This window comes from uncultured Halomonas sp. (assembly GCF_947501415.1).
In the GTDB taxonomy this organism is placed as follows: domain Bacteria; phylum Pseudomonadota; class Gammaproteobacteria; order Pseudomonadales; family Halomonadaceae; genus Halomonas.
The window spans coordinates 66898-80254 of record NZ_CANMVL010000010.1 but is presented as its reverse complement, the minus strand read 5'-3'; the positions used below and the strand labels follow the sequence as shown (position 1 = coordinate 80254).

Here is a 13357-nt window from a genome sequence, read left to right as displayed (position 1 = left end):
CGGGTGAGCACGACTACCCCATCACCGCCACGCGGCCCAACAGATGGTTGGCCAGGACCTCGCCCTCCTCCCGCCGACCGCTGCTCAGGCGATGTCCCACCACCGGCCCCCATACCGCCTGCACATCCTCGGGCAGCACGTGGTCACGCCCCTCGAGCAATGCCCACCCTCGCGCCGCCTGAAGCAGCGCCAGGGCGCCGCGAGTCGAGAGCCCCCAGGCCAGCTCGGGATGGTCGCGGCTGGCGGCAACCAGCGCCTGCACATAGTCGAGCAGCGGCTCGGCCACATGGATATCGGCCAGCTTCGCCTGCCAGGCGCGGAGCCGTTCGGCGTCCAGCAGTGCCGGCAGCTCGGCCAGATGCTCGCGACCCGCACGACCGCTCAGGATCTCGCGCTCTGCCCGGGCGTCGGGGTACCCCAACGAGAGACGCATCAGGAAGCGGTCGAGCTGAGACTCGGGCAGCGCGAAGGTACCCGCCTGCTCCTGGGGGTTCTGGGTGGCAATGACGAAGAAGGGGTCCGGCAGCGAGCGGGTCTCCCCCTCCACGGTCACCCTGCCCTCCTCCATGGCCTCGAGCAGAGCGCTCTGGGTCTTGGGGGTGGCGCGGTTGATCTCATCGGCCAGCACCACGCCGTGGAAGATTGGCCCGGGATGGAAGGTGAAACGCGCCTCACGCGGATCGAACACCGAGACACCGAGCACATCGGCAGGCAGCAGGTCACTGGTGAACTGCAGGCGCTGCATGCCCAGTCCGGTCACCCTTGCCAGGGCCTGTGCCAGGGTAGTCTTGCCCAGGCCCGGCAGGTCCTCGATCAGCAGATGTCCACGACACAGCAGGCAACAGAGCGCCAGGCGCACCTCGCGAGACTTGCCCAGCACCACCCTTTCGAGGGCTGCCGTCACGGCGTCCAGGTCGGTGAGGTTCACGGGCCGATTCATGCAGCGCCCTCCAGCAGCCCCGCGTCACGCAGAACCTCAACGGCCTGTCGGGTATCCGGGGTAATGCCTTCCAGGGCCAGGGCCTCGGCGGGCGGCAGCCAGAACGCCTCGGCCACCTCCTCCGCCTGGAGAGCCAGGGGCCCATCATGTTCGACCAGGTAGAGACTCCCGAAGATATGGTTGCCGTCCCGGGCATGCACGAAGTCCCCCGCCGGCATCAGCGTCGCACCGTGGATGCCCAGCTCCTCCTCGAGCTCGCGACGGGCCGCCAGATGAACCGCCTCCCCGGCCCCCACCACGCCACCGGCGGCCAGGTCGAGCCCGCCGGGGAAGACCTCCTTGGTCAGGGTGCGGCGCTGGACGCAGAGCTCGCCACGAGCATTGCATACCACCACATAGGTGGCACGGTGCCAGAAGCGGAAACGACGCATCTCGGCGCGCCAGGCACTGCCGCATGGGCGATTGCGGGAATCCACCAGCTGGATGCGCTCGCGGGCGATATGCGGCGCCGGCAGACGCGAATCATTGATCATGGCTGTGCTCCCAAAAAATGCCTTCAGCCTAACCAGTCCCGGGCGTGACGTCACGTTGACCGCGCGCCCTGCGACTTCCATGCTCAAGCTAGGCCGCCGACGCGGAGAGCCGCCATGCCCGATCACGCCCCCCGTATTCACCTGACTACCCACGAGGTAGCCAACCAACCGCCTCCAAGCGGCGACCGCGACCTGCTGATCGATGACCTTCCTCTACGTGAGGCCCTGGCCCGGGAGGCGCCGCCCTGGGTCGCCGAGCATCTGGCCCCGCTGGGGCGCGAGATCGGCAGCGAGCGCGTTCGTGACCTGGGTGAGCAGGCCAACCGTCACCCCCCCGAGCTGAGGCTCTTCGACCGCCATGGGCGGCGGCTCGATGAGGTGGTCTACCACCCGGCCTATCACCAGCTGATGGGCCTGGCCATCGAGGGCGGCTGGCACGCCGTGGCCTGGCAGCAGGAGGGCCGTGGCGGCCACCAGGCCCATGTCGCCGCCCTCTATCTGATGACTCAGGCCGAGCCGGGGTTCTGCTGCCCGGTAACCATGACCCATGCCGCCATGCCGGTGCTGCGCCACTCGCCCGGCGTGGCGGCCCGCTGGGCACCGGGGCTGCTGGCCAACCACTATGATTCTCGTGCCCTGCCGGCGAGCCAGAAACAGGGGCTGACCTTCGGCATGGCCATGACCGAGAAGCAGGGCGGCAGCGATGTCAGAAGCAATTCAACTCATGCCCAGCCCAGCGCCACTCCTCAGGGTGAGCCCGCCGAGGGCGGCTGGCGACTGACCGGCCACAAGTGGTTCTGCAGCGCCCCCATGTCCGACGCCTTCCTGACGCTGGCCCAGACCGGAGCGGGGCTGGGCTGCTTTCTGGTACCGCGCTTCACCCCCGATGGTGAACGCAACGCCATCGAGATTCAGCGACTCAAGGACAAGTGCGGCAATCGTGCCAATGCCTCGGCTGAGATCGAGTACCACGGCGCCTGGGCCGAGCCCATCGGGGCACCCGATCGCGGCATCGCCACCCTCCTCGAGATGGTACAGCAGACCCGCCTGGATGCCGCCACCGCCCCGGTGGGCATGATGCGCCAGGCCCTGGTCGAGGCCTGGCTCCACGCCCAGGGCCGCCACGTCTTCGGCCGGGTGCTGGCCGATCAGCCGCTGATGCGGATGGTGATCGCCGACATGGCGCTGGAGGTGGAGGCCGGTGTCGCCCTTTCGCTGCGTACCGCCCGCGCCTTCGACGGCATGGCCCGGGGTGACGCCAGCGAACGTGCCCTGGCCCGGCTGATGCCGGCACTGGCCAAGTACTGGCACAACAAGCGGGGGCCCGGGCTCATCGCCGAGGCCATGGAGTGCCTGGGTGGCATCGGCTATGTGGACGAGGCACCGCTGGCGCGCCTCTATCGCGAGGCACCGGTCAACTCGATCTGGGAGGGCTCGGGCAACGTCATCTGCCTGGACGTGCTCCGGGCGCTTGCACGCCACCCCGAGGTGGTGGAGGCGCTATGGCAGGAGCTGGCCCCGGCGCGGGGACAACAGAGCGAGCTGGACGCCGCCCTGATTGATCTGGAGCGACTGCTCGACGCCTCGCCGCCGGATCGGGAACCACGGGCGCGCTGGCTCGTCCAGCGCCTGGCTCAGTGCCTGCAGGGGGCATTGCTGCTGCGCCATGCCCCGAATGCGGTCGGCGAGACCTTCTGCCGAACGCGGCTGGGCAGCGAGGCGAGCCCCGCCTATGGCGTGTTGCCCATGGGAGCTCCAATCGCGGAGATACTGGCACGCCTGCCCGGCTAGGCGTTCAGCCAGGCTAGGAGTTCAGCCCGGCAGCGCTCCGGCGACGACCCGCGCCGCCAGCGCCAGAAGCATGACGCCGGTGGCGCGATTGATCCAGTGGGCTCGTGCCTGAAGCCAGGGCAGTACCCGGGAGTGCGAGAGCCCCAGGGCCACCAGCACGTACCAGCCGCCATCGATCAGCATGGCGGTGAACACGATCACCCCCTGAGCCATCAGGCTCATGCCCGGGCTGATGAACTGACTGAGCAGGGCGATGAAGAACAGGATCAGCTTGGGGTTGCCCAGCGCCACCAGCACACCATCGCGAGCCGCCTGGCGGCGCGTGGTCGCCACCACCCCCGCCTCCAGCGGGCCATTGCGTCCGGCTCGCAGCGCTCGTATGCCCAGCCAGGCCAGATATGCCGCCCCACCCCAGCCAATGATCTGGAACAGCATCGGCTGACGCACGATCAGCGCGCCCAGCCCCCACACGGTGAGCAGTGCATAGAAGCCGACGCCCAGGGCATGCGAAAGCCCTGCCACCACGCCCGGGGCTCGGCCACCGCCCAGGGTATGGCGCAGGACCATGGCCAGGCTGGGGCCCGGCGACATGGCTCCCATGGCACATACCGCCGCCAGAGAGAGCCATAGGGAGAAAGGCATCGCGGCGACCTCAGCGGTGGTACTGCTTCTCGCGCTCGGGCTGCCACAGGACGGCATCTATCCGCAGGTGCACCTGACCACCGTCGGGCAGCGGCCAGTCGATGGTGTCACCGACTCGCTGGCCGATCAGGCCGGCACCTACCGGCGCCATCACCGAGATGGCATCTTCCACCTCACCCATCGAATGGGGGTAGACCAGGGTGCGCGTCATCTGGCGACCACGCTTCATGTCGGTGAACTGGACGCGGCTGTTCATGCTGACCACATCCTCTGGAATTTCCTCGGGATCCACCACCTCGCCACGCTCGAGCTCTTCCTCGAGAGCATCGGCCACGAAGCGGTCCTTGTCGCTGGCCTCATCGATCAGGCGCTGCAGACGATCGGCATCGAGCCGATTGATGGTAATGGGGGGACGAGACAGCATGACACCTCCTGCACGCTGATAAACGATCATTGAACGCTTATCCAAGAAACCAACAAAGACAGTCCTTCACCCGAGAGTGGGCGAAGGACTGCAAAGCTCCACCATACGACATCCCGCGACGCCGCAACAGTCCTTGCATCATCCGGTCCATTCGCGCGCAGCCTACTTCGCATGGCGGGCTGCAGCCTGCCTGACGAGCGACTAGACTGGAGATCCATTTCAGTATGGAACATGTCATGTCGGTTCGACCGTTCGCCTGGCTGATGATCGGCCTGGGCATCCTGCTTCCCATCGTGGGCTGGCAAGTCGCCAGCCCGGCCGGTTTCGTCGGCCCGGCACTGATCCTGCTGGGAATCCTGCTGCTGGTGACCCGCCGTGGGCGCTGAGCGCGGGCCCACCAGTCTGAGCGGCCTGCTGTCGCGGGTCAGTCAGGCCGGCCAGCATGAAGGCAGCATCAGCCTTGGTGCCATTCTGGAGACGGTCGGGCGTCGCAGTTTCGCCCCCTTCCTGCTGCTCGCCGGCCTGATAACGCTGGCTCCCCTGGTCGGCGATATCCCGGGCATGCCGACACTGATGGCGAGCCTGGTGTTGCTGGCGGGCGGTCAACTCCTGCTGGGGCGGCGGCGCATCTGGCTACCGCAGTGGCTGCTGGAGCGCCGCATCTCGCGCGAGCGCTTTCATCGCCTGCTGGGCTGGCTGGAACGCCCCGCCAGCTGGACGGATCGGCTTCTGCATCAGCGCCTGACCGCGTTGACCCGCCCCCCGGCCCATGTTGTCGTGGCCGTGGTCTGCCTGGTGATTGCGCTGGCCATGCCGCCCATGGAGTTCATCCCCTTCAGTGCCAACGGCGCCGGCCTCGCGCTGACCCTGTTCGGCCTGGCCCTGCTCGCCGACGATGGCCTCTTCGCCCTGGCGGGCTACCTGCTCACCGGTGGTACCCTGGCCGTGGTCGTCCTCAGCCTGGCCTGATTCACACCTGCGATACGGAGTCCCCATGACACCTCCCAGCTCTCACCCCAAGAAGCATCTCAAGCGGAGCCTCTCCGTGGCGGCGCGCATCGGCTATATCGCCAAGGGGGTCGTCTACCTGTTGATCGGGGGCCTGGCCGTGATGGCCGCAGCCGGCCTGGGAGGTGAGCATGCGGGCACCAAGGAGTCCATCAACCAACTGATACAGCGCCCATTCGGGGACACCCTGGTGGGACTGCTCGGCGCCGGACTGTTCGCCTATGCGCTCTGGCGGCTGCTGCAGGCCCTGCTGGACAGCGAGGACGCTGGCCGCGGACCCAAGGGTATCGTCACGCGCCTGGGTTTCACGATCAGCAGCCTGACCCACGCCAGCCTCGGGGTGTACTGCATCGACCTGCTGCTCAATGCGGCGATGTCATCGGGTGAAGCCGCCGCCCAGGACCGTACGGCCCTGCTGATGAGTCACCAGGGAGGCGTCATTCTGGTCTTCTGTGTCGGCCTGGTATTCCTGGGAGTGGGCCTGCGCCAGCTATGGCGAGCCATCACTCGAAGCTACCTCGACAACTGGCATCATCGCCAGATGTCGACCGGCCAACGCCGCTTCTTCGAGGGCATTACCCGCTGGGGCCTCCTGGCACGGGGTGTGGTCTTCATGATCATCGGCCTGTTCCTGTGCCTGTCGGCCTGGCAGACCGACCCCAGTCAGGCCCAGGGTCTCGGGGGCGCGCTAACGGCGCTGGCTGCCCGCCCCTTCGGCCCCTGGCTGCTCGGCGTGGTGGCCCTCGGCCTGTTCAGCTACGGCCTCTACTGCCTGATCAACGCCGCCTTTCGGGATACCAGTGTCGACTGATTCATGCACGCCCGGCTCGGGGAGTGGGTGTGAACGCTACTCAGCACCCAATGGCCGAGTCGGCGCAGCCCCAATGGCCGAGTCGGCGCAGCCCCAATGGCCGAGTCGGCGCAGCCCCAATGGCCGTGCCGGCGCAGAGGAGGACGCTGCACGAGGGCGAGGCAAGGTGAAAGAGGAGGGTCAGAAACGCGAACAGCCGCTCGTAAGCGGCTGTTCCATTATGGTACCGGCGGTCGGACTCGAACCGACAAGGGCTTGCACCCGGGGGATTTTGAATCCCCTGCGTCTACCAATTCCGCCACGCCGGCAACGCGCGATGCATTATACGTGCACCCGGCCGCAGGTCAATCGCGGACCTGACTTCAAGCGACCAAGCCGGTATCCTAGGCGGCTTGCCAGACACCACCGGACCCCGAACCGCATGCAGCGCGCCGACTTCCATTTCGAGCTTCCCGACGAGCTTATCGCCCGCTACCCCTCCGAGCAGCGTACCGACTGCCGGCTGCTGTGCGTGGATGGCCCGAGCGGGGAGCTATCCCACCGCCGCTTCCCGGATCTGCTCGAGATTCTCGAACCGGGCGATCTGCTGGTATTCAACGACACCCGGGTGATCCCGGCGCGGCTACATGGTCACAAGGCCAGCGGAGGCAGGGTGGAGATGCTGCTCGAGCGCCCCCTGGACGCTCACCGCGGCTTGGCCCACCTGCGCTCCAGCAAGTCACCCAAGCCCGGCACCGAGCTGGTCTTCGAGGGCGACGTCCGGGCCGTGGTGGAGGGCCGCCGCGACGCCCTGTTCGAGCTGCGCTTCCTCGGCGAGACGCCGCTGATCGAGCTTCTCGAGCGCCATGGCCATATGCCGCTGCCGCCCTATATCGACCGCGACGACGAGCGCAGCGACCGCGAGCGCTACCAGACCGTCTATGCACGACGCGATGGCGCAGTCGCCGCTCCCACCGCGGGGCTGCACTTCGACGAGCCCCTGCTCGAGCGGCTGGCCGAAAAGGGTATCGAGCGCGCCTTCGTCACCCTTCACGTCGGGGCCGGCACCTTCCAGCCGGTACGCGTCGATGATATCCGCGAACACCAGATGCACAGCGAGTGGCTGGAGGTGAGCGAGGAGACCTGCGCCAAGGTAGAGGCCGCCCGCGCGTCCGGCCGCCGCGTCATCGCCGTGGGCACCACCAGCGTACGCTGCCTGGAGAGTGCCTGCGCCAAGAGCACGGATGGCGAGATCGCCCCCTATCGCGGCGAGACCGATATCTTTATCTATCCGGGCTACGAATGGCGCTGCGTCGATGCCCTGATCACCAACTTCCACCTGCCGGAGTCCACTCTGCTGATGCTGGTGGCCTCCTTCGCCGGCTACGACACCACCCTCGCCGCCTACCGCGAGGCGGTCACCGAGCGCTACGCCTTCTTTAGCTATGGCGATGCCATGTTCCTGACCCGCAAGACCCCCTGAGTTCGGCCATGCTGCGTTAAACGCTGTCTTGAAGCACTCATTTACACCAGTAAACTCCGTGTTCCTCGACAGCGTTTGCCTTGCCTGACATTGCACAGGGCGCCTTGTCCCAGCGTTGAGATTTTCCATGCGAGACGAATGCTTCATGACCTTCGAGCGCCTGGCCAGCGATGGCCGGGCGCGCCGCGGCCGCCTCACCTTTCCCCGAGGCAGCGTCGAGACCCCCGCCTTCATGCCGGTGGGCACCTATGGCACCGTCAAGGGGATGACGCCCCAGTCGGTCGAGGAGATCGGCGCCGAGATCATCCTCGGCAATACCTTCCACCTCTGGCTTCGCCCCGGCATGGAGGTGATCGAGGGCCACGGCGACTTGCACGACTTTGCCCAGTGGCACAAGCCGATCCTTACCGACTCCGGCGGCTTCCAGGTCTTCTCCCTGGGCGCCATGCGCAAGATCACCGAGCAGGGCGTCCACTTCCGCTCGCCGGTGGATGGCGCCAAGGTCTTCATGGGCCCCGAGGAGTCCATGGCGGTGCAGCGCTCGTTGGGCTCCGATGTGGTGATGATCTTCGATGAGTGCACCCCCTACCCGGCTACCGAGAAGGAAGCACGGCTCTCCATGGAGCGCTCGCTGCGCTGGGCAGAACGCTCACGCGATGCCCATGGCACCTCCCCTTCTGCGCTGTTCGGCATCGTCCAGGGCGGCATGTATCCCGAACTCCGCGAACGCTCCCTCGAGGGGCTGATGAAGATCGGCTTCGATGGCCTGGCCATCGGTGGGCTCTCGGTGGGCGAACCCAAGGAGGAGATGATCAAGGTACTCGACTACCTGCCCGGCTGGATGCCCGAGGACAAGCCCCGCTATCTGATGGGGGTGGGAAAGCCCGAGGACCTGGTGGAAGGCGTGCGCCGGGGCGTCGACATGTTTGACTGCGTGATGCCGACCCGCAACGCCCGCAATGGCCATCTGTTCACCGCCACGGGCACCGTAAAGATCCGCAACGCCCGCCACCGCCACGACACCGGCCCGCTGGATGAAGAGTGCGACTGCTATACCTGTCAGCACTTCTCCCGTGCCTATCTGCACCATCTGGATCGCTGCGGTGAAATGCTCGGTTCAATGCTCAATACCATCCATAACCTGCGCCACTACCAGCGACTGATGGCCGGTTTGCGCGGTGCCATTGAAGCGGGTACATTGGCGAACTTCGTGGAAGGCTTCTATGCCCGGCGCGGCCTGCCGGTGCCTCCCGCCCCGAATTGACGGCAACCGGTACCGGTTCTTCAGGGCCCGGTACCGATTGTCACTGCCTCCCGAGCGAGACAGTCCCCCTTATCTACCCCAATCAGGAGACCCTAATCAATGCTGGATTTCTTCATCGCCCCGGCCTACGCCCAGGATGCCCCCGCCGGTGGCGGCATCGCCCAGATCGTCATGCTGGTCGGCTTCGTTGCCATCTTCTACTTCCTGCTGTGGCGCCCCCAGGCCAAGCGTGCCAAGCAGCACAAGCAGCTTATCGCCGGCCTCGCCAAGGGTGACGAGATCGTCATCGGTGGCGGCATGCTCGGCCGCATCACCAAGGTCAGCGACGACAGCGAGTTCCTGACCATGGAGATTGCCGAGGGCACCCAGGTCAACGTGCAGAAGAACGCCGTTGCCGCCGTGCTGCCCAAGGGCACCATCAAGTCCATCTGACCCGTCTCCTGCCCGGCGCCGGCATCTCGACACGCCGGCGCCGATCTTCGACCGCCGCCGGCCATGCCGGTGGCTGCCGTAGAGTGATCGCGTCAGCTCCCCCTTCGTCAGCAACCTAGGACAGGGCTCGCATGCTCAACCGTTATCCCCTGTGGAAGTATCTGCTGATACTCATCGTCCTGCTCGTCGGCCTGGTCTACACGTTACCCAACCTCTTCCCTGAAGATCCGGCAATCCAGATCAGCAGCGAGCGCGGTGATGCCACCGTCGATGAGCGCCAGCTCGAGCGCATTCAGTCATCCCTGGCCGATGCCGGCATCGAGATCAAGGACGTCGAAAGCAGTCCGACCAGCACCCTGCTGCGCCTGGGCAACCCCGACGCCCAGCTCGCCGCCCGCGATCGCGTGGCCGCCATGCTCGGCGAAGAGTATGTGGTAGCCCTCAACCTGGCCGAATCGACCCCCGCATGGCTGCAGTCGCTCTCCGCCTCCCCCATGACACTGGGTCTCGACCTGCGCGGTGGCGTGCACTTCCTGCTGGAAGTGGACATGGCGGCCGCCGTGGCTCAGCGCCTGGAGGTCAACGCCAGCGCCATGCGCGAGCAGCTGCGTGACGAGCGCATTCGTTATCGTGATACCCGGATCGATGGGCGAACCCTGACGCTGACCTTCACCGATGCCGAGGATCGCAACACCGCTCGCAACCTGATCAGCCGCGAGTTCCCCGACTTCCAGTACGAGAATCTCGGTGATGGCCGCGGTGCCGCCCTGGCCATGACCCTGACCGACCAGGCGGTCAACGCGATTCAGGACTATGCCATCAACCAGAACTTGACCACCCTGCGCAACCGGGTGAACGAGCTGGGGGTGGCAGAGCCGCTGGTGCAGCGCCAGGGGCCAGATCGCATCGTGGTCGAGCTGCCCGGCGTTCAGGATACGGCGGAGGCCAAGCGCATCGTCGGCGCCACCGCCAATCTTGAGTTCCGCCTCGAGGCGCGCCCCGATACGCCGGACAGCGAGATCGAGACCCTGACGTTCCGCAATGCCCCGTCACGCAGCGCCGATCTGATGCGCGACGTGATCATCACCGGTGACCAGGTCTCCAATGCCAACCGCAGCTTCGACGAGAACGGTCGTCCCCAGGTCAACATCAACCTGGACGGCACCGGCGGCACCCTGATGAACCGCGCCACCCGCACCAATATCGGTCGCAACATGGCGGTGGTCTACATCGAGCACAAGACCCGCGACAGCGTGAAGGTGATCGATGGCGAGAAGACGGTGGTCCGTGACCCCTACACCGAACGCGGCATCATCAGCCTGGCCACCATCCAGAGCGCCCTGGGCAACAGCTTCCGCATCACCGGACTCGATTCTCCCACCGAGGCGGCGGAGCTCTCCCTGCTGCTGCGTTCGGGCTCGCTGGCTGCACCGATCTACTTCGTGCAGGAGCGCACCATCGGTCCCAGCCTGGGTGCAGAGAACATCAAACGCGGGGTGATGTCGGTGCAGATCGGCCTGCTGCTGGTGGTGCTGTTCATGCTGATCCGCTACAAGGTATTCGGCATCTTCGCCAACCTGGCCCTGGCACTCAACCTGACCCTGCTGGTGGCGGCGATGTCGATGCTCGGCGCCACCCTGACCCTGCCCGGCATCGCCGGCATCGTACTGACGCTGGGCATGGCCGTGGACGCCAACGTGCTGATCTTCGAGCGAATACGCGAGGAGCTGCGCACGGGACTCTCGGTACAGCAGGCGATACACGCCGGTTACGAGCGCGCCTTCACCTCCATCGTCGACGCCAACATCACCACCCTGCTGGTGGCGGTGATTCTGTTCTCGATCGGTACCGGACCGGTCAAGGGCTTCGCCGTGACCCTGTCGCTGGGCATTCTCACCTCGCTGTTCACCGCCCTGATGGTGACCCGCGCCATGGTGAATCTCGTCTATGGCGGCAAGCCGGTCAAGAAGCTCTGGATATAAGAGGTGATCATGAAAAGCCTGGCCAATCGACAGATTGACTTCATGAGCAAGCGGAAGATCGCCTTTGGGGTCTCCGCTCTGCTGATCCTGGCATCGCTCGTCTCACTGCTGTTCCAGCAGCTCAGCCTGGGCCTGGACTTCACCGGTGGCACCCTGGTGGAGGTACGCTACGCCGTGGCGCCCTCGCTGGATGCGGTGCGTCAGACCCTTGAAGCCGCCGAGTTCCGCGATGTCTCGGTGCAGACCTTCGGCGCCGCCAACGAGGTACTGATTCGTCTGCAGCAGGCCTTCGATGCCGACGTCGGCGATCGTGTGGTGGAGTTGCTGCGCCATGGTGGCGAGGAGGTCAGCCTGGTACGCGCCGAGTTCGTCGGCGCCCAGGTGGGCGACCAGCTGCGCGACCAGTCCGGTCTAGGGTTACTGGTGGCGCTGGGCATCGTGATGCTCTACGTGGCCTTCCGCTTCCAGTACAAGTTCGCGATCGGCGCACTGCTGGCCCTGATGCATGACGTGATCATCGTGGTGGGTGCCTTCTCGCTGTTCCAGATCGAGTTCGACCTCACCGTGCTGGCCGCCGTGCTGGCGGTGATCGGTTACTCGCTCAACGACACCATCGTGGTCTATGACCGCATCCGCGAGAACATCCGCAAGTCACGTATCGACGACATGCCGGCGATCTTCAACGACTCGCTCAACCAGACCCTGTCGCGCACCCTCGCCACTTCAGGTACTACCCTGCTGGTGCTGGTCGCCCTGCTGCTGCTGGGTGGCGACATGATCGAGGGCTTCGCCATCGCCTTGATCATCGGCGTGGTAATCGGCACCTTCTCCTCCATCTATGTAGCCTCGGCACTGCTGATCGCGATCAAGCTGAATCGCGAGGATCTGATCCCGGCACAGAAGGAGGACCCGGAGGCCGAAGAGCTGCCGTAGGCAACATGCCGACAAGCCGCAACGCAAGCGCCCCGCCAAGCAGTTGAACTTCAGCTCGGCGGGGCGCTTCTCTTTTACGCTTCTCTTTTCCGTTTCCCATAGGCCGAAACACAGGACCCGGGACCGTCTCAGTTGGCCTCTCGCCAGCCCCCCAGCACCCTCTGGTCGGGACCGAAGAACACCAGGCGATCGTGATCGATCAGGTAGCGGTAGGCGCTCTCCAGCATCGTGGTGACCCGTGCGGCGTCATCCAGCTGGGGGCAGCCACGACGGGTGGTGGCAAGTTCGGTGACCTCGATGCGTTGGCTATCCCCGAGACGCACCTGGCCATGCATCTCGTTGCAGCCGTCGCTGCCGACCAGGCGACCGTCACGGCCGATCTCGAACCAGGGGGGCTCGGGCATCGACAGCCGCTCGCTGGTGCCCACCAGCAGCAGATTCCAGCGCTGCTCCACCACCGGGCCGCTCAGCTCACCATCGACCGGCTCGCCAGGCGCCGGTGCATGACTGCTACAGCCGGCCAGCAGGACCAGCGAAGAAAGCGCCGTCAGTGATGCCACTGCCCGGATCATACGCGCCCGGGTCATGCGCGCCCGAGTCATGCGCGTCACGGTTACCATGTGCCGGTGTTCTCCATGGATGCCCAGGGCTCGCGGGGCGGCAGTGCCTCGCCCTTCTGCAACAGCTCCACCGATATGCCGTCGGGGCTTCGCACGAATGCCATATGGCCATCTCGGGGCGGGCGATTGATGGTCACGCCGGCCTCCTGCAGCTTCTCGCAGAGCGCGTAGATATCATCCACACGGTAGGCAAGGTGGCCGAAGTTGCGCCCACCATCGTACTCCTCGGGGTCCCAGTTGTAGGTCAGCTCCAGCTCCGGCGCCTTGAGCTCCGCCGAGCGGGCCTCATCCTCGGGGGCGGCCAGGAAGACCAGGGTGAAGCGCCCCTTGTCGTTCTCCTTGCGACGCACCTCCTTGAGGCCCAGCAGGTCACAATAGAAACGCAGCGACGCATCGAGGTCGCTGACGCGCACCGTGGTATGCAGGTACTGCATGTGAGACTCCTTGTCGTGTAGCGTAAGCACCCAGTGTAAACCTCAACAGGAGGGAGGTGTAATGACTCGATGGATTACCCA

At 65.9% G+C, this 13357-nt stretch carries 15 protein-coding genes and 1 tRNA gene; 9 read left to right on the top strand and 7 right to left on the bottom strand.

The annotated features are described in order from the left end of the window. Positions 1 to 13 precede the first annotated feature (13 nt). Both Q0894_RS07985 and Q0894_RS07980 read right to left on the bottom strand, forming a co-directional pair. On the bottom strand, positions 14 to 940 hold the full coding sequence (locus Q0894_RS07985) for a MoxR family ATPase (protein WP_299233462.1): 927 nt from the start codon (positions 938 to 940) through the stop codon (positions 14 to 16). Next, positions 937 to 1473 (bottom strand): NUDIX domain-containing protein, encoded by a 537-nt coding sequence (locus Q0894_RS07980; protein ID WP_299233434.1) that lies wholly within the window; start codon positions 1471 to 1473, stop codon positions 937 to 939. Before Q0894_RS07980 ends, Q0894_RS07985 begins: the two co-directional genes overlap by 4 nt. A gap of 114 nt (positions 1474 to 1587) precedes the next feature. Here Q0894_RS07980 and Q0894_RS07975 point away from each other — a divergent pair, with 114 nt between their 5' ends. Further along, the gene (locus Q0894_RS07975; RefSeq protein WP_299233431.1) at positions 1588 to 3264 is read left to right on the top strand and encodes an acyl-CoA dehydrogenase family protein; all 1677 of its coding nucleotides are present in this window, start codon (positions 1588 to 1590) and stop codon (positions 3262 to 3264) included. A 21-nt stretch (positions 3265 to 3285) separates the two neighbouring features. On the opposite strand, the gene Q0894_RS07970 is transcribed toward Q0894_RS07975, so the two are convergent. After that, complete coding sequence (locus Q0894_RS07970) at positions 3286 to 3906, bottom strand: LysE family translocator (protein WP_299233428.1); 621 nt, start codon at positions 3904 to 3906, stop codon at positions 3286 to 3288. A gap of 10 nt (positions 3907 to 3916) precedes the next feature. Continuing rightward, on the bottom strand, positions 3917 to 4330 hold the full coding sequence (rnk, locus tag Q0894_RS07965; RefSeq protein ID WP_299233425.1) for a nucleoside diphosphate kinase regulator: 414 nt from the start codon (positions 4328 to 4330) through the stop codon (positions 3917 to 3919). Positions 4331 to 4566: 236 nt separating this feature from the next. Here rnk and Q0894_RS07960 point away from each other — a divergent pair, with 236 nt between their 5' ends. The 3 genes from Q0894_RS07960 to Q0894_RS07950 are packed head-to-tail and all read left to right on the top strand — an operon-like array spanning position 4567 to position 6149. Beyond that, on the top strand, positions 4567 to 4716 hold the full coding sequence (locus Q0894_RS07960) for a hypothetical protein (protein WP_299233422.1): 150 nt from the start codon (positions 4567 to 4569) through the stop codon (positions 4714 to 4716). Next, positions 4706 to 5299, top strand: a complete 594-nt coding sequence (locus Q0894_RS07955) for an exopolysaccharide biosynthesis protein (RefSeq protein WP_299233419.1) — start codon at positions 4706 to 4708, stop codon at positions 5297 to 5299. Before Q0894_RS07960 ends, Q0894_RS07955 begins: the two co-directional genes overlap by 11 nt. Positions 5300 to 5324: 25 nt before the next feature. Then, positions 5325 to 6149: a DUF1206 domain-containing protein gene (locus tag Q0894_RS07950; RefSeq protein WP_299233416.1), complete on the top strand. Its 825-nt coding sequence runs from the start codon at positions 5325 to 5327 to the stop codon at positions 6147 to 6149. 221 nt (positions 6150 to 6370) lie between these two features. Here the strand turns inward: Q0894_RS07950 and Q0894_RS07945 are convergent. After that, positions 6371 to 6457, bottom strand: a tRNA-Leu gene (locus tag Q0894_RS07945). A gap of 113 nt (positions 6458 to 6570) precedes the next feature. On the opposite strand from Q0894_RS07945, the gene queA reads away from it, so the two are divergent. The 5 genes from queA to secF all read left to right on the top strand — a co-directional run bounded on the left by queA (position 6571) and on the right by secF (position 12222). After that, entirely contained in the window at positions 6571 to 7611 is a 1041-nt protein-coding gene (gene queA / locus Q0894_RS07940) for a tRNA preQ1(34) S-adenosylmethionine ribosyltransferase-isomerase QueA (RefSeq protein ID WP_299233413.1), read from the top strand. A gap of 145 nt (positions 7612 to 7756) precedes the next feature. Continuing rightward, a complete protein-coding gene (gene tgt, locus Q0894_RS07935) occupies positions 7757 to 8875 on the top strand; it encodes a tRNA guanosine(34) transglycosylase Tgt (protein ID WP_299233760.1) in 1119 nt (372 codons plus the stop codon). 99 nt (positions 8876 to 8974) lie between these two features. Then, the gene (gene yajC / locus Q0894_RS07930; protein ID WP_132042000.1) at positions 8975 to 9307 is read left to right on the top strand and encodes a preprotein translocase subunit YajC; all 333 of its coding nucleotides are present in this window, start codon (positions 8975 to 8977) and stop codon (positions 9305 to 9307) included. 131 nt (positions 9308 to 9438) lie between these two features. Then, a complete protein-coding gene (gene secD / locus Q0894_RS07925; protein WP_299233409.1) occupies positions 9439 to 11289 on the top strand; it encodes a protein translocase subunit SecD in 1851 nt (616 codons plus the stop codon). Between the two features lie 9 nt (positions 11290 to 11298). Then, positions 11299 to 12222, top strand: a complete 924-nt coding sequence (gene secF, locus Q0894_RS07920) for a protein translocase subunit SecF (RefSeq protein WP_299233406.1) — start codon at positions 11299 to 11301, stop codon at positions 12220 to 12222. A gap of 128 nt (positions 12223 to 12350) precedes the next feature. On the opposite strand, the gene Q0894_RS07915 is transcribed toward secF, so the two are convergent. Further along, entirely contained in the window at positions 12351 to 12842 is a 492-nt protein-coding gene (locus Q0894_RS07915; RefSeq protein ID WP_299233403.1) for an META domain-containing protein, read from the bottom strand. After that, positions 12836 to 13276, bottom strand: coding sequence for a VOC family protein (locus Q0894_RS07910; protein ID WP_299233400.1), 441 nt, complete (start codon positions 13274 to 13276; stop codon positions 12836 to 12838). The genes Q0894_RS07915 and Q0894_RS07910 overlap by 7 nt, the downstream gene beginning before the upstream one ends. Positions 13277 to 13357: the final 81 nt, after the last annotated feature.